This is a genomic window from Kitasatospora setae KM-6054, from assembly GCF_000269985.1.
Classification (GTDB): Bacteria; Actinomycetota; Actinomycetes; order Streptomycetales; family Streptomycetaceae; genus Kitasatospora; species Kitasatospora setae.
On sequence record NC_016109.1, the window covers coordinates 4,164,988 to 4,186,781 of the forward strand.

Sequence of the window (21,794 nt, forward strand, 5' to 3'; positions counted from 1 at the left end):
GTCAACTGCCCTGGCGTGGTGGCTCGGCCAGCGGAATCCGAGCCACCAGCCGTGCACCGCACGGGCGTTCGTCGCCCGGGTGCTCGCCGTCCTCCGGCTGCCCGGCGACGTACAGGGTGCCGCCGTGGTGCTCGGCGAGATCCCGGGCGATGGCCAACCCCAGACCGGCGCCGCCGAGTTCGCGGCTGCGGGCGTCGTCGAGCCGGGTGAAGCGCTCGAACACCCGCTCGCGGTCCGGCTCCGGGATGCCCGGACCGTCGTCGCGCACCTCCAGCACCGCCTCGCCCTCCTCGGCGGCCAGCCGGACCTCGACCCGGCCCTCCGCGTAGCGCTGGGCGTTGTCGACCAGGTTGGTGAGCAGCCGGGTCAGCCAGGTGATGTTGCCCGACACCCGTACGCCGTCCGCGAGTTGGGCCGCGACCGGGACCCGGTCGGCGACCCGGGCATCCAGCACGTCGGCCACCAGCACGTCCAGGTCGACGATCCGGGTGGCGACCGGGTCGGCGGCGTCCAGCCGGGCGAGCAGCAGCAGGTCGGTGGCGAGGTCCTGCAGGCGGACGGTGTCCTGCAGGGCGTCGGCGAGCAGGTCGGGCCAGAGTTCGGGGTCGGGGTGGGCCAGCGCGACCTCCAGCTGGGTGCGCAACACCGCGATGGGGCTGCGCAGTTCGTGCGAGGCGTCGGCGATGAAGCGGCGCTGGCGCTGCCCGGCGTCCTCCAGCCGGTCCAGGGTCGAGTTGACCGTGGCGGCCAGCCGGGAGACCTCGTCGCCGGTGCGCGGCACCGGCACCCGGCGGTGCAGGTCGTGGCCGGTGATCTCGGCCACCTCGGAGCGGATCGCCTCCACCGGGCGCAGCGCCCGGCCGGTCACCCGCCAGGTGACCATCGCCACCAGGGCCACCAGCAGCGGCAGTCCGACGGCGAGCGCGGCGGTGGCGGTCCGACCGGCCGCCTCCACCGGGCGCAGCGAGGCGGCAGAGTAGACCGTGAGTTCGCCGTCCGGGCCGTTGACGGTCATCGAGACCACCTGTCGCCGCGAGTCGGTCACCAGCTGCCCGGCGTAGCTCCTCTTGAAGCCCTGCTTGGCGTAGTAATTCCCCTTGGCATCAAGGAGGTTGTCCATTTCGTCGGTGCTCGGGTAGCCGGTGCTCGGGTCGCCGGCGCCGGGCGGCCTCGGGACCTTCGGGGGCAACGGGACCATCCGCCCCGTCCCGACCGTCAGGCCCGGCTGGACCCGCCACCCCGGCGCCAGGCTCTCCGGGTCTTCGCCGGGCAGCAGGTCGGGCGTGGTCGCGACCAGTTGCCCGGTCGAGTCGACCACCCGGACGGGACCGTCGACGTACCCCACGATGATCTGCGGCAGGTGCTCGCGCCCCGCCAACTCGACCACCCGGTCGGCCTGTCGGACGGCGGTGGCCCGGACGTCCCGGGTCAGGTTGGCCTGCAGCACGGCGAGCAGGGCCAGCGCGGTGCCGCCGAGCGCGAGGGCCACCACGGCGGTGGCGGCGAAGGTCGCCCGGGCCCGGACCGAGCGCGGCAGCAGGCGGCGCGGCGACAGGCGGCCGCGCAGTGGCGGGCGGCGCGGGGGCCGGGGCGGGCGGTGCGGGGGCCGGGGCGGGCGGTGCGGGGACCGCGTCCGGTCAGCCACCGTCGGCCGCCAGCCGGTAGCCGGCGCCGCGGACGGTGCCGACGGAGGTACGGGCGAAGGGGGCGTCGATCTTCCGGCGCAGGGCGCTGATGTGCACCTCGACGATGTTGGGGTCGCCGTCGAACGCGGCGTCCCAGACGCTCTCCAGGATCTCCCGCTTCGACACCACCCCGCCGGCCGCCCGGGCCAGGCACTCCAGCACCGCGAACTCCCGCGTGGTCAGCCGCACTTCGACCCCCGCCCGGGTGCACGTCCGGCGGGCCGGATCGATCGCCAGGTCACCGAACTCCAGCGTCTGCGGCAGCCGGCGCCCGGTGCGGCGGACCAGCGCGCGCAGCCGGGCCACCAGCACCACGTACGAGAACGGCTTGGAGAGGAAGTCGTCGGCGCCGGTGTCCAGGGCCTCGGCCTCGTCGAGTTCGCCGTCCTTGGCGGTGAGCATCAGGATCGGGGTGTCGTCACCGGCCGCGCGCAGCCGGGAGCAGACCCGGTAGCCGTTCAGCCGGGGCAGCATGATGTCGAGCACGATCACGTCGTAGTCGTGCTCGGTGGCCAGCCACAGGCCCTCCTCGCCGTCGTGGGCGAGGTCGACGGCGAAGCCCTCGGCCCGCAGCCCGCGCTGCAGCGTGGCGGCGAGCCGCCGTTCGTCCTCGACCACCAGTACGCGCATGGGAGACAGCGTCGCAGGCGTCCGGCGGAACGGACAGGGCGGCTTCAGCCTGGCTTCAGGCGGGCGGGGGCAAGCTGGGCGCCCGGCCGGAGGGGATCGTCCGTCGGCCGTGTTCCCACGAGGGGGTCGTACGCACATGTCCGAACCGCAGTCGCAGCCGTCACAGCCGTCGCCGCAGCCGGGACCGTCGGCGCAGTCGGGGCCGTCGGGCTCCGGGCCGGTCCAGCCGACCGGGCTGACCAAGCCGTCCGTGCCGGGGGCGGGAGCGGCACCGGAGCCGGAGCCGTCGGGCGGGCCGGAGCCGGTGGCCGAGCAGGTGCCCGTGGCGCGGCCGGCGCTGCGGCTGCCGGGCCGGCGCGGGGTCCGCTGGGTGATCGGCATCGCCGCGGTGGTGGTGCTGGGCGCGGTGGCCGTCGGCGCCGGGGCCGCGCTGGAGCGCCACCACGAGCGCGAGGTGGTCGCGTTCGACCGGGGCTACGCCGAGAAGCGGGGGGCGGTGTTCGCCCCCGGCGTGCCGGACGCCCCCAAAGTGCCGGGCGCGCCCGGGCAGCTGGTCATCCGCGACGGGGACGGCTCCGTCCGGTCCCTCCCCCTCGGCGGCCGGGTCGGCGGCATCGGCCCGGACAGCGTGAACGGTCGCGGCGGCGTCGCCCCCGGCTGGTCGCTCGCGCCCGCCGCGCTGCCCGCCGTCCCCGCCGACCAGGCGCTGGCCAAGGCCGTCGCGGCCGTCCCGAACGGGAAGGCCGCCGCCCTCACGGTGGTCAACCGCGAGGGCGGCGGCAGCTCCTGGTCGGTGGAGGTGCTGGGCGCGGACGGCGTCCGCCACCTGGTGACCGTGGACGGCACCGACGGGTCGGTCACCGGCAACACCACCACCGACGGGCGCTGAGCCCCGGACCGGGCCGGGGTCAGTGGTAGGCGTGGACCACCGCGTGACCCCGGCCGCGGCCGATCAGCCAGCGGTTGACCGGGACGGTGACCAGGAAGGCCAGCACCAGCGAACCGGCCAGCGACACCCAGAACAGGAGCTGGCCGAGACCCGCGTCCATCGCCCCCGGGACCGCCACCATGACGCCGTTGTCGATCAGCTCCATGACGATGATCGACACGGTGTCGGCGGCCAGCGCGACCTTCAGCGCGTCCTGGAACGACAGGCCGGCCTTCAGCACGCCGCGCATCGTCAGCGCGTAGCCGAAGACGAAGGCGAGCGCGATCGACAGCACCACGGTCGCGCCGTTGTGCAGGCCGAAACCGACGCCGATCACCTGGCCGAGCACCTCGCCGATGGCGCAGCCGGTCAGGCAGTGCAGCGTCGCCTGCGCGGCGGTGCGCCAGCTGGTGCCGACGCCGTGGGCGTGGGTGTGGGCGTGGGCGTGCTGTTCGTGACCCGCGTGGTGCTCGTGACCCGCGTGGTGCCCGTGCGCGCTGTGCTGTTCCATGACGGCCCTCCTCGTCCGACCCGGCGGGGTTCCCGACTCCGAGGAACGTCATACCCCCCAGGGGTATTCCGAACCGGATTTCCGGATCTTCGCGAGGAGGGCCGCCCGACGGCCCGCGGGTCAGCCCCGCACGGCCTTCCCGGCGCCGTCCGCCTTGCCGCCGAGCACCGTCACGTCCAGCCGGTCGGCGGCGTAGTCCGCGCGGATCACCTTCTTGTCGAACTTGCCCACCGAGGTCTTCGGCACCGACTCGATCACCGACCAGCGCTCCGGCAGCTGCCAGGAGGCGACCCGCCCGGCCAGGAAGGCCCGCAGCTCGGCGAGGCCGGCCGTGGCGCCGGGGCGCAGCACGACGGTGGCCAGCGGGCGCTCGCCCCACTTCTCGTCCGGGACGGCCACCACGGCGGCCTCGGCGACCTCGGGGTGCGCCATCAGGTGGTTCTCCAGCGCGACCGAGCTGATCCACTCGCCGCCGGACTTGATCACGTCCTTGGCGCGGTCGGTGAGCGTCAGGTAGCCGTCGGCGGTGATGGTGCCGACGTCGCCGGTGCGCAGCCAGCCGTCCGGGCTGAACTTGTCCTCGGGGGCCTCGGCCGCGTTGCCCGCGCCGCCGAAGTACGCCGCGGCGATCCACGGCCCGCGCACCTCCAACTCGCCCTCGGCGACGCCGTCGTGCGGCATCGTCTCGCCGCCGGGGCCGATCAGCCGGGCCTGCACCGAGGCCGGGAAGACGCCCTGGGTGACCCGGTACGCCCACTCGTCCTCGCCGGTGACGCCGGCCGGCGGGTGGGCGACGGTGCCCAGCGGGGACGTCTCGGTCATGCCCCAGGCGTGGACCACCCGGATGCCGTGCCGCTCCTCGAACGCCTTCATCAGCGCGGGCGGGCAGGCCGAGCCGCCGATGACGACGGTCTCCAGGGTGGAGGTGTCGTAGCCGCCGGCGTCCAGCTCGTCCAGCAGGCCGGTCCAGATGGTCGGGACAGCGGCGCCGAAGGTCGGCTTGACCCGGTCGATCATCGCGGCGAGCGGCTTGGGCTGCAGGAAGCGGTCCGGCATCAGCAGGCTCGCGCCGGTCATGAACGCCGCGTGCGGGATGCCCCAGGCGTTCACGTGGAACATGGGCACGACCGGGAGCACGGTGTCGCGGGCGGTCAGGCCGAAGCTGGACGCGGCGATGATCTGCATCGAGTGCAGGTAGATCGAGCGGTGGCTGTAGACCACGCCCTTGGGATCGCCGGTGGTCCCGGAGGTGTAGCAGAGCGCGGCGGCCTGCTTCTCGTCGATGTCGGTCTGCCACGGGTAGTCGGTCGGCCGGCCGGCCAGCAGCTCCTCGTAGCCGTGCACCGTCCCGCCGAACCCGGCCAGCAGCGCCGGGTCGTACGCCCCCGCCACCACGACGTGCTCGACGGTGCCGGCCAGCTGCGGCAGCACGGCGGCCAGCAGCGGCAGCACCGAGCCGTTGACGATGACCACCCGGTCCGCGGCGTGCTTGACGATGTAGACCAGCTGGTGGGCGGGCAGCCGCAGGTTCAGGGTGTGCAGCACCGCGCCCATCGACGGTATCGCCAGGTACGCCTCCTGGTGCTCGGCGTTGTTCCACATCAGCGTGCCGACCGGCTCGCCCTCCGCCACCCCGAACTCCTCGCGCAGCGCGTGCGCGAGCTGCCCGGCGCGGGCGCCGACCTCGGCGAAGGTCCGCACCACGGGGCCGTCCTCGGTCCAGGTGGTGACGGTCGACCGGCCGTGGATGGTGGACCCGTGCTGCAGAATTCGGGCGACGGTGAGCGGAACGTCCTGCATCGTGCTGTACACGCGGGTCCTCCTTGACCGGCCGGCACGTTGCTACCCGCAGGTAGCAAGCGATTCATCCGATTCTTTCCCCGGGGCACCCCCGCTGTCAGTAGTCGCAACCGAGATGAGACCGACCCCTCGCCCCGCAGGTCGCGCGGCGTGTCCGCCCGGAACCGGGGTGTGGCGACGCCGGGGGCGGAGACGCCGGGACCCCGGGACCCCGGGACGACAGGGGCGCGGGGCCGGAGTACGGGGACGGGGCGCACGGAGGCGTGCGGGACGGCGACCGGGCCGCAGCGCGGCCGCGCCGGTGACGAGCGGGGCGGGACCGCCCGTCCCCGTACCTCTCCCCCTGTTCCTACCCGCTCAGCGGGCGACCGGACCGTCCAACTGGTCGCGGTCGATGGTCAGCGCGGCGCCGCCGTACGTCTCCTGGACGTTGCCGTGGTGCTGGTGGATCCGGGCGTGGTCGACCCACAGGTCGTCGCCGAGCCGGCCCGCGCCGTCGGTGGTGGTCGCCCGGTCGTCCCAGCGGGCGTACCAGACCGCGTCCGGCAGCGGGCCGCTGCCGGCCCGGGCGGCGGCGGCCAGGTCGGCCACCCCGGCGTCGGTCGAGGAGTAGAAGCCCGACCGGAAACCGGCCTTGTGCAGCGCCTGCGTCCACCCGACGGTGAAGTCCGTCACCGCCTGGCTGCACGCCGAATCGCCGCGCGGGTACGCCTCGATGTCCAGGTAGACCGGGGTGCCGGTGCGCAGGCCGAGGTCCTTCACCGCGCGCACCGCCTCGGCCGCCTCCTCCTTGCCCTGCTGCACCGCCTTCGCCGGATCGATCCGCTGCGACTTCCCGCCCGCCGCCATGCACGGCGCCTGCCGCCCCACGTGCGTCGGGATCAGCCGCCAGCCCATCGCCCGCGCCTCGCGCACCCAGGCGGCGGTCAGCCGGGGCTGGGCACAGGCCCGCTGCCGCCCGCTGCTGTAGATCCCGACCGCGCCGTACGGAGAGGTGCCCCACCAGGCGCGCAGGGTCTCCAGCGGGGGCGCGGTGCACGCGTCGAACCCCGCTCCCGTGAACACCTCGGCCGGCAGCGGGCTCCGGCGCGAGCGCAGCGGGTCGGCCAGCAGCGTGCGGCGCAACCGGACGGGCGGCGCCTCGGCCGGCACGGCGGCGGTGAGCGCGGCGGCCGTCAGCGCGACGGCCTGGTGCGCGACGGCCTGGTGCGCGACGGCGGGCAGGCGCTGGGCGGCGAGCTCCGGGGCGAGCAGCTGCTGCGCTCCGGCGGCAGGCTCCGCCCGTGATCCGGCCGGGGCAGCGGCCTGGGCCCCGGCCCGGGACTCCGCCCGGGACTCCGCCCGAGCAGGGGCGGCCGACGGACCGGCCGCCAGCATTCCGATGGCGTCCTGGTCGGTGGCGAGCAGCAGAACGAGTGACGCGGCCGTCAGGGCCGCCGGGCCGAGGTAGCGCACCCTCCAGAACTACTGAGGTGCCGCCAGGTCGCCCGGCAGGACACGCCGCCGGTGCCGACCGGTCACCCGGGTGGCCCCGTGACGCAGCCCACCGGTAACTGGCTTTGACCATATGCAGTCCTTACGTCAGACTCGATCACATGTCAGGCGCGTCCCTCACCGTTGAAAGCACAAGAGAAATCCCGAGCAGCACCTCCGTTTCGAAGGTCACCTCCGCTTCGAAGGCCGCCACCGGATCCGGGCGGGTCGGCCGGGCCCGGCGACGGCTCGGGCGGGTGCCCGCGCCGGTGCTGTGCCTGGTGTCGATGCTGGCGGTGCAGCTCGGTGTGGCGGCGTCGAAGCCGCTGTTCGGCGTGCTGGGGGTGGCGGGCGCGACCTTCCTGCGAATCTCCTTCGCCGCCGCCGTCCTGCTCGCCTTCACCCGGCCCCGGCTGCGCGGCCGCAGCCCGCGCGACCTGGCGATGGCCGGCCTGCTCGGCGTCGCCTCCGCCGGGATGACCCTGCTGTTCGCCGGCGCCGTCGACCGGCTGCCGATGGGCACCGCCGCCACCATCGAGTTCCTCGGCCCACTGGCCGTCGCCCTGGTCTTCGCCCGCCGCGCCGGACACGTGCTGTGGGCCCTGCTCGCGGCCGGCGGCGTCGCCCTGCTCACCCTGCTGGGCGGCGGCGAGGGCGGCTCCGGCGGCCTCGACCCGGTCGGCCTGGCCTACGCGTTCGGCGCGGCCGCCTGCTACGCCGGCTACATCCTGTTCACCCACAAGGTCGGCGCGGCCTTCAAGGGCTTCGAGGGTCTGGCGGTCTCGTTCACCATCGCCACCGTCGTCCTCGCCCCGTTCGGCGCCGCCGAGGCCGTGCGCGGCCTGGCCGGTTCCGACTCCCCCGGCCTGCTGCTGCTGGCCGTCGCGGGCGTCGCCCTGCTCTTCCCGGTGCTGCCGTACGCGCTGGAGATGACCGCGCTGCGGCGGATGTCGCAGCGGGTGTTCAGCGTGATCGTCAGCCTCGACCCGGCGGTCAGCGCCCTGGTCGGCCTGCTGGTGCTCGGCCAGGTGCTGGGCCTGCCGCAACTGCTGGGCATCTGCTGCGTGGTCGCCGCGAGCGTCGGCGCGACGCTCACCGCGCGGCGCTGACGCCCCGCCCCGCCCCGCGCCCCGTCGGGGAACGCCTCGGGGAACGCCTCGGGGGCGCGGTGACCGCCGTGGCGGTTGCCGCGCCCCCGAGGGGTTCTGTTCGTCGTCTGTGCCCGTGCCCCGAGGCGGTTGACCCTTTCCACTCCCGGGTGTCGCGGCGGTCCGTGCTCCGTCCGGTCCGGCGCCCCCGCCGTCCCGTCCGCACCTCCCGCCGGCGGGTCAGTACGAGTAGACCGGCGCGAAGACGAAGTTGAAGTTCTTGTTGGACTGGTCCGCGTAGACGATGCCCGCGTTGTCCTTCACTCCGAGGGTGTTGTTCTGGTTCGACGCACCGGCACCGGTCGCCGTCTGCTGGGTGGAGTTGTAGTTGCCGTCGACCGATCCGAAGATGTTGCCGCTGCCGAAGTTCGAGACCACGCCGCTGTTCGAGCCGTGGCCGGCAGCCGCACCGTTGTCGGCCGCCGCGGCACCCGCCCCGGCCAGCAGCAGACCGGCGGCGAGCGGGACGGACGCGACCAGCGCGGCCAGGCGTGTGGTGCGGAAGCGCGCCATGGGATTTCCTCCGTTGGTTCTTGCCGGGCACTGACAGATGGAAAAGGTGTTCCGGAGTCCGTGGCCAGACGGGGCTCCGGGGGCTGCGACGCCGAGGAACAGACTTCCGCAACAAATCGACAAAGCACCAGCATCACTGAGCCTTTTCCCCCATTAGCGTGACGCGGCAGCAGCGGCGCATAATCCCGCGCGGATCGGTTCGTCGACAGACACACCGCCTACGAGCTGGCATTTCCCTCGTACGGCCGCAGCCGGACCCCCACCCGGACGGGCGCACACCGACCGGTTTTCGGCGAGTCGCACGAGCCTCGGGGCGCACGAACGAACCGCTCGCGCCCTGCGGAGGTGAGGTGACCGCACGATGTCGATATTTCGCCATTCACCGGATTTCTCATACCATCCGGATGTCCGATGATGATGAGCAGATTAATTGCATGTGAATTTCCCGACCATCATCTTGTGATGGTCGGGAAGTAGCCCTGCGCGTTCGATTCGGCAGGCGCGGCAGCAGCCCGGAAAAAGCACCCGAAGGGCCGGAGACACCCGAGGGGTCAGAGCATCTTGCCCGGGTTGAGGATGCCCAGCGGGTCGAACGCCGCCTTGATCTGCCGCTGCAGCTCCAGGCCGACCGGGCCGAGCTCCCGGGCCAGCCACTCGCGCTTCAGCAGGCCGACGCCGTGCTCCCCGGTGACCGTTCCGCCGAGTTCCAGGCCGAGGGCCATGATCTCGTCGAAGGAGGTCCGGGCCCGGGCGGTCTGGTCCTCGTCCTTGGCGTCGAAGATCACCACCGGGTGGGTGTTGCCGTCGCCCGCGTGCGAGACCACGCCGATGGTGAGGCCGTGGCGGTCGGCGATGGCCGCGACGCCGTTCAGCATCGCGGCCAGCGCGCTGCGCGGGACGGCCACGTCGTCGATCATCGTGGTGCCCAGCCGCTCCAGCGCGGGCAGCGAGAGCCGCCGGGCCTGCAGCAGCAGCTCGGACTCCGCCCGGTCCTCGGCCGGGACCACGCCGGTCGCCCCGGCGGCCTTGCACAGCGCCTCCACCTCGGCCAGCCGTTCGCGCTGGTCCGGGCCGTCGAAGGCGACCAGCAGCAGGGCCCGGGTCGACTCCGGCAGTCCCATCCGGGCCATCTCGTTCACCGCGCGGACGGTGGTGGCGTCCATCAGCTCCATCAGCGAGGGCGTGTGCCCGGCCGCCATCACCTCGCACACCGCGGCCCCCGCCGCGTCCACCGAGTCGAACTCCGCGGCCAGCACCAACTGCGGCCCCGGCGCGGGCCGCAGCGCCAGCGCCGCCTCGACGACCACGCCCAGCGTGCCCTCCGAGCCGACCAGCAGCCGGGTCAGGTCGTAGCCGGCGACGCCCTTCGCGGTGCGCCGGCCGGTCCGCAGCAGCCGGCCGTCCGCCAGCACCACGTCGAGCCCGAGCACGTACTCGGCGGTCACGCCGTACTTCACGCAGCACAGGCCGCCGGCGCCGGTGCCGATGTTGCCGCCGATGGTGCAGGACTCCCAGCTCGACGGGTCCGGCGGGTAGGACAGTCCGACGGCCTCGGCGGCCCGGGACAGCTCGGCGTTGACCACGCCCGGCTGGACCACGGCGATCCGGTCGACCGGGTCGATGCTCAGGATCCGGTTCATCCGGGTCAGCGAGAGCAGGATGCAGCCGTCCACCGCGTTCGCCCCGCCCGAGAGCCCCGTCCGGGCGCCCTGCGGCACGACCGGCACCCGCAGCTCGGTCGCCGTCCGCAGCACGAACCGCACCTGCTCCACGTCCTCCGGGAACACCAGCACCGCCGGCTCGCCCGCCTCGCAGAACCCGGCCATGTCCCGCGCGTACGCGGCCGTCACGTCCGGATCGACCGCGACCGCCCCGTCCGGCAGCCCCGCGCGCAACCGTTCGACCAACTCGCCCACCGCAACCTCCACACTCGCATCGTCCGCACTCTCCTCCCCCGCCCCACCCCCGGCAACCACCGACCGCCCCCTGTCCGGCTGTCGGTCCGTTCCGGCACCCTGGACCCATGCGCGCACCCCGGATCCAGTGCCCCGACTGCGACCGCCCGGTCGCCCTCATGCCCACCCGCCGGGCCGGCTACGGCATCGTCCACGACCACAAGCGCGACCGCCGCTCACTCAGCCTCTGCACCGGCAGCATGCGCCAACTCCCGCTCACCGACGCCGTGCTGTGGCAGGACGCGCTACCCGGCCTGCCCGGAGCACCAGGGCAGGCCGCCGACGCGCCGCCGACGCTGTTCTGAGCTGCGGACGGGCGCCACGACCCTCAAACCCTGACTCGAAGAAGCCGTTGCCCCACTCCACGGCTTCCCAGTTCGGGATCCGTCACGCGGCGGCGCCCCTTCCCTGGCTCACCTACTGTCGACATCGACCCGCGTGTCTGTCCAGCGGCTCGGCGCTGGCCGTAGATCCCTTCCTGACCAGTAGGAAACCACCAGGAAAAGCGCCGCCAGGGCAGCCGCCAGAATGAACCACAGGGTTCCCACGACCACGAGGAACACCGCCGCCGCCCCGGCGCCGACTCCAGCGAACGAAAGAGCTTTCCGCGCCCCGGGAAGTTCCTCGTACACGCGCGCAAATTGTTGACGCATCTCGATCTCGGCCAGGCGTTCCGCATCGCCGCGCGCCGAAATGTACTCGTTCGCAGAATGCAGGCTCTGCAGAACGCTTTCGGAATTGAGGTCCCACCGGTAACCGTCCTCACTCAGATCATGGTCAATCGAATCGGAGTCGACCCCAGGAGGAGAACCGAACGGGGAGGTGAAGCGACGGAATCTAGGCCCTCGGGCCGCAGGCGTGGACATAGAATGCCTTCCTTGTCGTCAGTTGGCGCCGATGGCGGCTGCGAGTACATCCGCGTAGAGCAGAAGCTCTCGGACGTCCCGCGCAGCGAATCCCGGATCCTGGGCGGACTTCGACATCTTCCCGTCCATGGCCAGGATGCCGATCACCTTGTTGTTGACCTTCACCTGCACCGCCGCAACCCTCTCGTCCGGAGTGGACGGCGACGTCCAGTTGAACGGGGAGACCGTATTTTTACGCACGAGGACCTGGCCGTCCTTCGCTACCAACTCGAGCACTGCGTAGGCGGGCATCCCGCCGTTGATCGCTGAAACCGCCGATGCGGGCCACTGCGACACCAACGTGAAGACGCTGCTCCCGTCCCACTCGTAATAGATTCCCCGCACTCCTTCGGCAATTTCCGAAACACCCACCACGATCGACTGGTCGAGTCGCCCCCTACGAACGTTCTGATCGGCCGCCGAAAGCGAGCGGTCCGCTATGACAGCGGCCTGGGCGGCGGTAGGGGCAAGGTTGGCAACGAGGTTCTCGTAGTTCCGCTCCGCTCGTGTCGCCAACCTCATCATCTTCTCGCGGTATGCCGAGAGCCTAACCTTCTCCGTATTACCGGCATATACAGCCAGGGCGGAAGCAATCACGCCAGCCATGATCCAGTACTGCTGATTCCCTCCGTCCTTCCCGCCAAAAATACTGGCAGCGAAGGCGAAAGCGGTGAAGAAAATGGTAGCCGCACCGAGAGCGAAATTGATGATGCGGTCCTTGACCTCAGGTGACATGTTCCCCCCAGTGACGTGGGTGTTCCGCGACGCGTGACCCCGGTCCCTCACTACCCCGAAGTTTTTCCACTTACGCGGCGCACGGCGGCCACTCGACTGGTGGCGGTGGGTTGGGCAGACCCGGCCCACGGCTGGCCCACGAACACTGACCGGAGGCGGCACAGCGGTGGGACAGCCCGGCACGGAACGACTCAGGGCGGGTATCGGAGAGGCTCCGATACCCGCCCTGAGCTGGTGGTTCAGCCACCTGCGCGGAGGGTGTGGGATTTGAACCCACGGTGGCGCGAGGCCACGACAGTTTTCAAGACTGGTCCCTTAGGCCGCTCGGGCAACCCTCCTCGGCGGAGGCCAGCCTAACGGGTCGGAGCGGTGCAGGTGCACTCCGTTTCGGGACGGTCAGTTGTCGCCCTTGCGTTCGCCGAGGGTGACGGTGGTCTTGGCGGGCTTGTCGTCGCGCTTGTACTCGATCTCGACCTTCTCGCCGGGCTTGTGGGTCCAGATCTCGCTGACCAGGGTGGGGCCGCTGTCGATGGCGATGCCGCCGAGCTTGGTGATGACGTCGCCGGCCTTGAGGCCGGCGAGGTCGGCGGGGCCGCCGGGGGTGACGGCGGGGGTGCCCTGGACGGGGGCGGTGGCGATCTGGGCGCCGTCGCCCTTGTAGTTGTCGTTGCGGAGGACGCCGAGGATGGCGTAGACGGGGGTGCCGTCCTTGATGAGGGTCTGGGCGACCCACTTGGCCTGGTTGATCGGGATGGCGAAGCCGAGGCCGATGGAGCCGGCCCGGCCGCTGCCGCTGGTGTTGGACTGGATGGCCGAGTTGATGCCGATCACGGAGCCGGAGGCGTCGAGGAGCGGGCCGCCGGAGTTGCCGGGGTTGATCGAGGCGTCGGTCTGCAGGGCGTTCATGTAGGAGGCCTGGGCGCCGGTCTCGTCGCCGGAGGCGACCGGGCGGTCCTTGGCGGAGATGATGCCGGTGGTGACGGTGCCTTCGAGGCCGTAGGGGGCGCCGATGGCGATGGTGGCGTCGCCGATGGCGACCTTGTCGGAGTCGCCGAGCGGCAGCGGGGTGAGCTTGTCGGTCGGCGGGTTGTCCAGGCGGACGACGGCGACGTCGTAGCCCTGGGCGCGGCCGACCACGGAGGCGCTGTACGAGGAGCCGTCGGAGAACTTGACGGTGAGCTTGCCGCCGTTGGCGGCGGGGGCGACCACGTGGTTGTTGGTCAGGATGTGGCCCTCGGTGTCGAAGACGAAACCGGTGCCGGTGCCGGACTCGCTGGAGCCCTCGGCCTTGATGGTGACGGTGGACGGCAGGGCCTTCGCGGCGATGCCGGCGACCGACTCGGGGGCCCGGTCGAGGTTCTGGTGGGTGTTGCCGACCGCGACGGTGGTGGAGCTGTGGTTGGCGCCGCCCGCGCTGTTCTCCTTGCGGTGGTCGGTGACGGAGGCGCCGATCGCGCCGCCGGCCAGGCCCGCGAGCAGGGCGACGGCCGCGACCAGGGCGACCAGCGAGCCGCGCTTGCGCTTGCCGGGGCCGCCCGCGCCGGGCTGCTGGACGGCCCAGGGGGAGCCGGGGCCGCCGGGGCCGGCCGGTCCGCCGGGCAGTTCTCCGCCGGACGGGTTGCCCCAGCCGCCGACCGGCTGGCCGGCGCCGAACGGGTGGTGCGGCTGCTGCGGGGCGGCCGGGCCGCCGTCCTGGAGGAGCGGAGCGGACGCGGCGGGCGCGAAGGGCGCGGCGGGTGCGGCGGGCACGGCCGGGGCGATCGCGGTCTGCGCCTCGTCGGGCCGGCCGTACGGGTGCGGAGCCGGGGCCGGGGCCGGGGCCGGGGCGGCCGGCGGCGGCGCGTCCAGGTAGGAGGGCGCGGCGGCGGGCGCGGACGGGACCTTGCCGAGCTGGATGGTCTGGTCGACCGCGGGCGCCTCCGGAGCGGCCGGAGCCGGAGCCGGGGCCGGAGCCGGGGCCGGGGCGGCCGGCGGCGGCGCGTCCAGGTAGGAGGGCGCGGCGGCGGGCGTACCGGAGCCGGCGGCCACCGCCTCGGTGCCGGACGGCTCGTTGGCCTTCTCCGGCGGGGTGGTACCACTCGCGTGCTCGGTGCTCACGGACGACCTCCATCGCTGAACAGAACCTTCGGTCGCGAACCGCGGCGCTGGGGCACGGTGCGGGACCTCGGGGCACAGTTTTTCCTATGCCGGATTCGGACACCGTAAGCGGGCCCCTGAATAAATCATGAGAAGCCTTAGGCCGCTCTGACATGGACATCAGTGGTCCCGCGGTGCGGACGCCCGACCCCCCGGTCTTGGCGTTCCCCCGCCCGGAGGCTAGCCTGTCGCTCCTGTAAACCGAAGAACGTCGCGGGAGCTTGGACCAGCCAGGCTGAGAGTGCGCCGGTTCGACCGTAGGGCATGGCGGTGACGCCACCACGGGCGAGGGGGCGCTGACCGCCGGAACCTGTCCGGATAATGCCGGCGTAGGGAGTATCGGCCATGACGGCTGTTCCGTCTGCCCAAACGAACGATCTCGCCCCCGAGGCCCGGCCCGGGGCGCGGCCCGAGGCCCCGCTGACCCTCGACACCGCCCCGCCGCGCACCCTGGACTTCCGGGCGCTGTTCGCGCTCTGGGCCAATCTGGGCGTCAGCCTGATCGGCTTCACCAGCGCCGCGACGGTGCTCGGCGAGCAGGGCCACGAGCTGGGCTTCACCGCGGCGGTGACCGCGATCGTGGCGGGCACCGCGATCGGCACCGCGATGCTGGCGGTGGCGGCCCTGGTGGGTGCCCGCACCGGCGCGCCGGCGATGGCGGTGCTGCGCGGCCTGTTCGGCACCCGGCTGTCGTACGTGCCGACGGTGCTGAACATCGTGCAGTGCGTCGGCTGGGGCGTCTACGAGCTGACGGTGGTCGCCTGGGGCGCGCAGACGGTGGCGGGCACGGCGGGCTGGCGGTGGCTGTTCGTGCTGCTGGCGGGCGTGCTGACCACGGTGCTGACGATCTGGCCGCTGGGCGCGATCGCGGTGCTGCGCAAGTACGTGGCGGTCGCGGTGGGCGTGGCGATGGTCTACTTCACGGTGCAGTTCGCCCGGCAGGGCTTCCCCGACCCGGGCGCGGGCAACTGGGACGGCTTCCTGGGCGCGACGGACGCGGTGATCGCGGTGTCGGTGTCCTTCGTGCCACTGGCCGCGGACTACACCCGGCACGCGCGCAGCTCGGCGAAGGCGTTCTGGGCGACGTTCTCCGGCTACACGGTGGCCCAGGTGTGGTGCTACGTGCTGGGCGTGGTGGCGCTGCTGCAGTCCGGCGGCGACCCGAACCGGATCTTCGACTCGTTCACCGGCGTCGCGGCGGGCTGGGCGTTCCTGCTGGTGCTGGTGCTGCGGGAGACCGACCAGTCGTTCGCGAACGTGTACTCGACGGCGATGTCGGTGCACAACCTGTGGCCGCGGGTGGACCGCCGGGTGCTGACCGCCGGGATCGGCGTGCTGGTGACGGTGCTGGCGCTGCGGATCAAGGAGTTCACCGACTCGTACTACGGCTTCCTGGGCCTGATCGGCTCGGTGTTCGTGCCGCTGTTCGCGGTGCTGGCCGCGGACTACTTCCTGGGCGCGGGCCGGCGCGGCTGGAACCTGGGGCAGGACGCCCCGGCGCGCTGGGTGATGCTGCTGCCGTGGGCGGTGGGCTTCGCGGTGTACCAGCTGCTCGCCCCGTCGAGGATCGGCGGCTGGTGGACCGGGATCTGGGAGGGCCTCCGGCGGGCGCTGCACTTCGAGCCGCGGGCCTGGACCTCGGCCTCGCTGTTCTCGTTCCTGGTCGCCGCGCTGGTCACCCTCGCGGTGACCGCGCTGGAGCGGCCGAAGGCGGACCGGGCCGGCTGAGGCTGAGGGCCTGTTGTTCACCCGCCCGTCGCCGTGCCGGGGGACGGCGGCCGGCGGGCGCCGCGTACGGTGGGCGGCGTGGACACCACGTACGGCGCGAACGGGCGCGCGGACCGCTCGGCGGTGAAGGTGATCGCCCACCGGGGCTCCTCGGCGGCGCTGCCGGAGCACACCGAGGAGGCGTACCGGCGGGCGCTGGAGGAGGGTGCGGACGGGCTGGAGTGCGACGTCCGGGTCACCGCCGACGGGCACTTGGTGTGCGTGCACGACCGCACGGTGGCCCGCACCTCGGACGGGCGGGGCACGGTGTCGTCGATGACGCTGGCGCAGCTGTCCGCGCTGGACTTCGGCTCCTGGAAGCACCCCGGGGCGCCCCGGCCCGGCTCGGTGCTGACCCTGGAGCGGCTGCTGGAGCTGGTCGCGGACGCCGGGCGCCGGGTGGAGCTGGCGATCGAGACCAAGCACCCGGTGCGGTACGCGGGCCGGGTGGAGGCCGAACTGCTGCGCGCGCTGGGCCGGTTCGGGCTGCTGCCGGCCGCCCCCGAGGAGTCCGCGGTGCGGGTGATGAGCTTCTCCGAGCTGGCCCTGCACCGCGTCCGGCGGGCCGCCCCGGCGGTGCCCCGGGTGTACCTGTGGGAGCGCCGGCTGCCGGTGCTCGGCCGGACCAGGTCGCTGCCGGGCGGCGCCGCGATCGCCGGCCCGGGCATCGACCTGGTGCGCCGCGACCCGGGCCTGGTGACGGCGCTGCGCCGGGCCGGGCACCGGGTGCACGTGTGGACGGTGGACCGCCCGGAGGACGTCGAACTCTGCCTGGAGCTGGGCGTGGAGGCGCTGATCACCAACCGCCCGGCCGAGGTGCTGGCCCGGCTCGGCCGCTGAGCCGCCGAGCCGCTGATCGGACGGCGGATCGGGTGGTGAAACCATCCAATCAGGCGACAGAAATACCGAACGGGGTATTTCCGGCCGGGTTTCCCGTCGCCCGCCACAACGGAACGTGAGACCCGGCTCACCTTTTGCCCACTGTCCGTACGGACGCCGTTAATGCGTCCATCGGATCGTCGAACGCCCGTTTCCGACGCATTACCGGCGGGCATCCATCCCTCGGCAGAAGCTGAAGGAGGTCCGGGGGTGGCGTTGATGGTGGCGCGAGCTGTGCCAGTTCAGGCCGGGTCGACCTCATCGGCCATGGCGGTTCCGCACGGGCCGGCCAGCGTTTCGACCGCGCGGCGCAGGCTGCGCGGCGATCTCGGTGACCGGTCGATCCCGGAAGCGGTGATTGACGACGCGGTGTTGATCCTCTCCGAACTGCTCAGCAATTCCTGTCGGCACGCGAGACCGCTGCGCGCGGTGGGCCCGGCCGGCGAGCAGCACGGCGACGGTGGCGACGGCGACGACGACGCCGGCACCGTGCTGGTGAGTTGGCGGATGCGCGGCGACGGCCTGCTGACCCTGGAGGTGACGGACGGCGGCGCCAGCACCCGTCCCGTCCCGGCCCGGCCGTCGGTGACGGCGCACGGCGGCCGGGGGCTGAGCATCGTGGGCGAGCTGGCGCAGGACTGGGGGGTGCGGCACGCACCCGGTCAGGTGACGGTCTGGGCCGAGCTGTCCGCGTTCGGGCAGGTCGCGGGGGGCGGGCGGCGGCGCAGCGCCTGAGCGCGGCCGGGGCCGGGCGGCGCGGGCGAAGTAGGCTGCCCGGTGCAACCGTCCGACCTCCCCGGGAGAGCCGCACCATGGCCAAGAAGGCCGCGAAGAAGCAGCCCAGCCAGTCCACCGCCGTCGAGGGCGAGGTCCCCGTCGTCGGGGCGCGCGAGGCGTGCCCGTGCGGCTCCGGCCGCCGCTACAAGGCGTGCCACGGCCGTCAGGCCGCGCACGCGGTGCAGGAGTTGGTGCACCGCCCGTTCGAGGGCCTGCCGGGCGAGGCCGACTGGGTCGCGCTGCGCGAGCTGGTCCCGGCCGCGACGGTGCCGCTGGCGCTGGCCGCCGGGGTGGCCGAGCAGGCCGTCGGCGAGGTGCCCTCGGTGACGCTGGCGACCGTGCTGCCGCTGGCCTGGCCGGCGCTGCGCCGGGCGGACGGGTCGATCCTGCTGGGCCTGCAGACGCAGTCCTCCTCGGGCGACCTGAGCCGTGACCTGGCGGACGCGCTGGAGCTGGCGCTGGCCACCGAGCCGGGCACCCCGGTGCCGGCCCGCCGGACCAACCCGGGCGGCCGCCGGCTGCAGGAACTGCTGGACACCACGGCCGCGTTCGAGCCCGCGGTGCACACCGGCTTCGAGTTCTGGCTGGAGGACGCCGAGACGGCGGCCGGCGAGGTCGCGGCCTCGCTGGAGCGGGCCAACGCCTCGGCGATCCCGACCGAGAAGCTGGCCGGCGTGGACTCCGCGTACTGGTGCGGCACCCCGGACAAGAACCACCTGCGCTGGGTGATGACCGTCCCCGAGGAGCAGCTGCTGGACGCGCTGGCCCGGCTGTCGGCGGCCGGCGAGAGCTCGCTGGGCGAGGGCACCAAGCTGGTCGGCTCGTTCCGGGCGCACGGCCTGACCGTCCCGGTGTGGGACCTGCCGGTGGACATGACCGCCGCCGAGGTGGAGAAGCCCGCCGTGGAGTTCGCCGCGAAGCTGGCCGAGGTGCTGGCCGCACCCGCCCCGCTGACCGCGGAGGAGCGCCGGGCCCGGGCCAACCTGGTGAGCCGTCAGATCACCCTGAACTGAGCGCAATCGTCCGCCGAGTGAGTTGAGTCACATTTCCGGCTCCTTCAACGCCCTTTCCACCTGGACAAATTGGCGCGGAGCCGGATCTTTGTTACTGTTTGAAAGGTCCGACCGCTGGTGCATCCCCCGTCGCCAGCGGTCGGACTTTTTCGCGCTCCGGGCAGCCTATCTGACTGCACATCATCAAGACAGTCCGGCGGGCCCGCTCAGCGCTGCGGCAGCGCCACCGCGCTGGCCGTGATCAGCCCGCCCAGCAACGTCCCGACCTCCGGCAGCCAGGGCCGCCCCGGCTCTGGCCGGCGCACCCAGTGCACCGGGCCCGCCGCCGTCCGGGACGGCGGCAGCACCAGGTAGCCGCCCGGCCCGTGGTAGCGCAACACCCCAGGCACCCAAGGCCGTTCGGCCAGCAGCCCGCCCAGCTCCGGCAGCGTGTACGGCGCGGTCAGCAGCACGAACCGGCCCGGCGTGCCCAGCACCGGGCCGTACGGGACGCCGATCTCCTCCAGGTGCCGCAGCAGCCACGGCCCGGCCGGCCGCGGCAGGCTCACCGCGCCCAGCGCCCGCCCGGTGGCCGCCAGCACCGGGGCGCCCGGCGCGCGCCGCTCCCACCACCAGCGCACCATCCGCGGGTCGGTGGTGGCCGCCTCCAGCGGCGGGTCGTGCGGGTGCCCGCCGGGCAGCGCGCAGGACCGGTCGGCGCACGAGCAGGGCCCGTCCGCGCCGCGCAGCGCCCGCGCCCCCGGCAGGACCGGCCAGCCGCACCCGACGGCGGCCTCCAGGGCAGCGGCGAGGGCCAGCGAACGACTCCGGCGGCCCGGCCACCACCGGCCGACGCGCTCCGGCAGCTGCTCTCGGCGGGATGGGCGCATGGCGGCTCGTTCCTTTCCGCGTCCAAGGGGCGCACGGCACGGTCGGTGCGATCGTCTGATCGTTCGGATCGGCGTGGTCGGGGTGCGGGCGGTGCCTGGCGGTGCGTGTGCGTCTCGGCTACCCGCCGCTGGAACGAGAATCCCCCATACGTCCGGATGGACGCGGCCGGGCGGGCCCCGGTTCCACCGTACGAGTGAGCCCGCGCCGCCCCGACTGGCGCCCCGGCGGCCTGCGCATACGATCCCTGGCACGTTCGGCCGCCACACTCCTGGACATGCCCCGATCGGCCTGTGTACAAGTGGGGGAAACATGCCGAGTAGTGAGTAAAGACATCGTTTCGGTCGGTCTCGGTGGTCTTGCGTGACACGTTCCGGATTGTGGGGAGTTGCGACATGACCGACGTCCACCCGTTGACGTCCGCCGCCCCGGCGGCCACCGCCCCGGCGGCCTGCACCAGCGCCCCGGCGGCGCCGGAGGCCGGTCCGGCGCTGCCGCCGGACCGGTGCGCGGATCCGCTGGCCGACCCGCTGGCGGATCCGCTGGCCGCGCTGCTGCCGGAGCTCGGCGAGGGCCCCGGGGCCGACCTGCAGGACCGTTTGGCCGGATGGCTGTCCGATTTCACCAGCCTCCAGGAGCACCTGGAGCTGCTGGCCCGCGCCGACGGCCTGCCCGGCACCCTGGACGCGCTGCTGGACTCCGGCGCGGCCCTGCTCGGCGCCCGCCGCGGCCTGGTGGTGACGCTCTCCCCCGGCCACGCCCCCGACCGCACCGCCGGCCACTCCGCGGGCCACTCCGCCGGCCGGGGCACCGAGCGCTCCGCCGACCGCGGCGCCGACCCGGACCGCTCGCCGTCCCGCCCGGTCGGGCTCGGACTGGACCGGGCGATGCTCGGCGCGCTGGAGACCGTCCCGGTCGAGCACGGCCCGTTCGCCGGGCTGCTCGGCCGGCCCGGCCCCGAGGGCCGGCTGCTGATCGCCGACCTGGCCGCCGACCCCGCCGTCGGCCCGCGCTTCCGCGAGGTCGCCGCCCAGCTCGGCCTCGGCGCCTGCTACGCGCTGCCGCTGACCGCCGCCGACGGGCAGCCGCTCGGCGCCGCCGCCTGGTTCTACGACGAGCCCGGCAGCCCGGACGAGCGCCGCGAGCAACTCGTCCGCCGCTACTGCGAGTTCGCCGCCCCGCTGGTGGACCGGCAGCTGGCCGCGGACCGGGCGGTGCGGGCCGCCGAGACGCTGCGCCGCGCGCTGCTGCCCGACCACCTGCCGACCCGTCCCGGCCTGAAGGTCGCCGCCCGCTGCGTCCCCGCCGTGCTGGAGCGGGCCGCCGGCAGCGACTGGTACGACGCGATCGCGCTGCCCGACGACACCATGGGCCTGACCGTGGGCAGCGTGCTCGGCGGCGGCCCGAGCGCCGGGCCGGGCGCGGGGGTCGGCGCGGCCGCCGCGATGGGCCGGGTGCGGGCCGCGCTGCGCGCCTACGCGGTGCTGGAGGGCGAGGACCCGGTCTCGGTGCTCGGCGACCTCGAACTGCTGCTGAAGACCACCGAGCCGACCCGCTCCGCGACCGCCGTCTACGCCTGCGTCGACCCGGCCGAGCGCCGGATCGCGCTGGCCGGCGCCGCGAACTGCCCGCCGGTGCTGCTCACCCGCTACGGCGCGAACTTCGTGGAGACCTCGCTCTCCGCCCCGCTCGGCATGCTCAGCTGCTGGGAGGCGCCCGGCGTGGAGCTGACCGCCGAGCGCGGCGACGTGCTGGTGCTGTACACCGAGGGCCTGGCCCGCCGCTTCGCCCCGAGCCTGCACGCCGGGCAGAGCGCGCTGCGCCGGGCCGCCGCCGACGCCCCGCGGGACGTCCGGCTCGACCCCGAGCGGCTCTGCGCCCACCTGCTGGAGCAGGCCGGCGGCGGCGAGCCGGGCGTGGACGACCTGGTGCTGCTGGCGGCCCGCTTCGAGTGACCCGGACGGCCGCGATCGGATAGCGGACGCCCTTCCTCCGCTCGAACGGGTCTACGTACCATGGGGGCGACATCCGCCCGCACGCCCCGCGATCCGGGGACGGGCGGGCGGTAGCGC

The 21,794-nt window shown here is 73.7% G+C and carries 19 protein-coding genes and 1 tRNA gene; 8 read left to right on the forward strand and 12 right to left on the reverse strand.

The window, feature by feature from the left end; all coding sequences use genetic code 11:
• Position 1: 1 nt before the first annotated feature.
• Both KSE_RS18475 and KSE_RS18480 read right to left on the reverse strand, forming a co-directional pair.
• Entirely contained in the window at positions 2-1,645 is a 1,644-nt protein-coding gene (locus KSE_RS18475) for a sensor histidine kinase (RefSeq protein ID WP_014136851.1), read from the reverse strand.
• Positions 1,638-2,315 (reverse strand): response regulator transcription factor, encoded by a 678-nt coding sequence (locus tag KSE_RS18480; RefSeq protein WP_014136852.1) that lies wholly within the window; start codon positions 2,313-2,315, stop codon positions 1,638-1,640. Before KSE_RS18480 ends, KSE_RS18475 begins: the two co-directional genes overlap by 8 nt.
• A gap of 136 nt (positions 2,316-2,451) precedes the next feature.
• Between KSE_RS18480 and KSE_RS18485 the strand changes: the two genes are divergently transcribed.
• On the forward strand, positions 2,452-3,204 hold the full coding sequence (locus KSE_RS18485; protein ID WP_014136853.1) for a PepSY domain-containing protein: 753 nt from the start codon (positions 2,452-2,454) through the stop codon (positions 3,202-3,204).
• Between the two features lie 19 nt (positions 3,205-3,223).
• On the opposite strand, the gene KSE_RS18490 is transcribed toward KSE_RS18485, so the two are convergent.
• From KSE_RS18490 to KSE_RS18500, 3 genes are all read right to left on the reverse strand, one after another.
• Entirely contained in the window at positions 3,224-3,754 is a 531-nt protein-coding gene (locus tag KSE_RS18490; RefSeq protein WP_014136854.1) for a DUF4396 domain-containing protein, read from the reverse strand.
• Between the two features lie 120 nt (positions 3,755-3,874).
• Positions 3,875-5,566 carry a long-chain fatty acid--CoA ligase gene (locus KSE_RS18495; RefSeq protein ID WP_014136855.1) on the reverse strand — a complete coding sequence of 564 codons (1,692 nt, stop codon included), beginning with the start codon at positions 5,564-5,566 and terminating at the stop codon, positions 3,875-3,877.
• A 345-nt stretch (positions 5,567-5,911) separates the two neighbouring features.
• Positions 5,912-7,009 carry a DUF1906 domain-containing protein gene (locus tag KSE_RS18500; RefSeq protein WP_014136856.1) on the reverse strand — a complete coding sequence of 366 codons (1,098 nt, stop codon included), beginning with the start codon at positions 7,007-7,009 and terminating at the stop codon, positions 5,912-5,914.
• A 275-nt stretch (positions 7,010-7,284) separates the two neighbouring features.
• On the opposite strand from KSE_RS18500, the gene KSE_RS18505 reads away from it, so the two are divergent.
• On the forward strand, positions 7,285-8,136 hold the full coding sequence (locus KSE_RS18505) for an EamA family transporter (protein WP_014136857.1): 852 nt from the start codon (positions 7,285-7,287) through the stop codon (positions 8,134-8,136).
• Positions 8,137-8,355: 219 nt separating this feature from the next.
• Here KSE_RS18505 and KSE_RS18510 read toward each other — a convergent pair whose 3' ends face one another.
• Positions 8,356-8,688 (reverse strand): hypothetical protein, encoded by a 333-nt coding sequence (locus KSE_RS18510; RefSeq protein WP_014136858.1) that lies wholly within the window; start codon positions 8,686-8,688, stop codon positions 8,356-8,358.
• Between the two features lie 551 nt (positions 8,689-9,239).
• Positions 9,240-10,604 (reverse strand): FAD-binding oxidoreductase, encoded by a 1,365-nt coding sequence (locus tag KSE_RS18515; RefSeq protein WP_014136859.1) that lies wholly within the window; start codon positions 10,602-10,604, stop codon positions 9,240-9,242.
• Positions 10,605-10,711: 107 nt separating this feature from the next.
• On the opposite strand from KSE_RS18515, the gene KSE_RS18520 reads away from it, so the two are divergent.
• Positions 10,712-10,948 (forward strand): hypothetical protein, encoded by a 237-nt coding sequence (locus KSE_RS18520; protein WP_014136860.1) that lies wholly within the window; start codon positions 10,712-10,714, stop codon positions 10,946-10,948.
• Between the two features lie 108 nt (positions 10,949-11,056).
• Here the strand turns inward: KSE_RS18520 and KSE_RS18525 are convergent, their stop codons facing one another.
• The 4 genes from KSE_RS18525 to KSE_RS18540 all read right to left on the reverse strand — a co-directional run bounded on the left by KSE_RS18525 (position 11,057) and on the right by KSE_RS18540 (position 14,380).
• Entirely contained in the window at positions 11,057-11,509 is a 453-nt protein-coding gene (locus KSE_RS18525; RefSeq protein ID WP_033258827.1) for a hypothetical protein, read from the reverse strand.
• 18 nt (positions 11,510-11,527) lie between these two features.
• Positions 11,528-12,283, reverse strand: coding sequence for a GAF domain-containing protein (locus KSE_RS18530; RefSeq protein WP_033258828.1), 756 nt, complete (start codon positions 12,281-12,283; stop codon positions 11,528-11,530).
• A 252-nt stretch (positions 12,284-12,535) separates the two neighbouring features.
• Positions 12,536-12,621 (reverse strand) — tRNA-Ser (locus KSE_RS18535).
• 58 nt (positions 12,622-12,679) lie between these two features.
• The gene (locus KSE_RS18540) at positions 12,680-14,380 is read right to left on the reverse strand and encodes a S1C family serine protease (RefSeq protein WP_014136862.1); all 1,701 of its coding nucleotides are present in this window, start codon (positions 14,378-14,380) and stop codon (positions 12,680-12,682) included.
• Positions 14,381-14,764: 384 nt separating this feature from the next.
• On the opposite strand from KSE_RS18540, the gene KSE_RS18545 reads away from it, so the two are divergent.
• The 4 genes from KSE_RS18545 (at position 14,765) to KSE_RS18560 (ending at position 18,855) form a co-directional block, all read left to right on the forward strand.
• Entirely contained in the window at positions 14,765-16,147 is a 1,383-nt protein-coding gene (locus KSE_RS18545) for a purine-cytosine permease family protein (protein WP_014136863.1), read from the forward strand.
• Positions 16,148-16,225: 78 nt separating this feature from the next.
• Complete coding sequence (locus KSE_RS18550) at positions 16,226-17,026, forward strand: glycerophosphodiester phosphodiesterase (RefSeq protein ID WP_014136864.1); 801 nt, start codon at positions 16,226-16,228, stop codon at positions 17,024-17,026.
• Positions 17,027-17,284: 258 nt separating this feature from the next.
• The gene (locus tag KSE_RS42195; protein WP_202523935.1) at positions 17,285-17,800 is read left to right on the forward strand and encodes an ATP-binding protein; all 516 of its coding nucleotides are present in this window, start codon (positions 17,285-17,287) and stop codon (positions 17,798-17,800) included.
• Positions 17,801-17,877: 77 nt separating this feature from the next.
• Positions 17,878-18,855, forward strand: a complete 978-nt coding sequence (locus KSE_RS18560; protein WP_014136866.1) for a DUF5926 family protein — start codon at positions 17,878-17,880, stop codon at positions 18,853-18,855.
• A 206-nt stretch (positions 18,856-19,061) separates the two neighbouring features.
• Here the strand turns inward: KSE_RS18560 and KSE_RS18565 are convergent, their stop codons facing one another.
• The gene (locus KSE_RS18565) at positions 19,062-19,724 is read right to left on the reverse strand and encodes a bifunctional DNA primase/polymerase (protein WP_014136867.1); all 663 of its coding nucleotides are present in this window, start codon (positions 19,722-19,724) and stop codon (positions 19,062-19,064) included.
• Between the two features lie 393 nt (positions 19,725-20,117).
• Here KSE_RS18565 and KSE_RS18570 point away from each other — a divergent pair, with 393 nt between their 5' ends.
• Entirely contained in the window at positions 20,118-21,677 is a 1,560-nt protein-coding gene (locus tag KSE_RS18570; RefSeq protein ID WP_014136868.1) for a PP2C family protein-serine/threonine phosphatase, read from the forward strand.
• Positions 21,678-21,794: the final 117 nt, after the last annotated feature.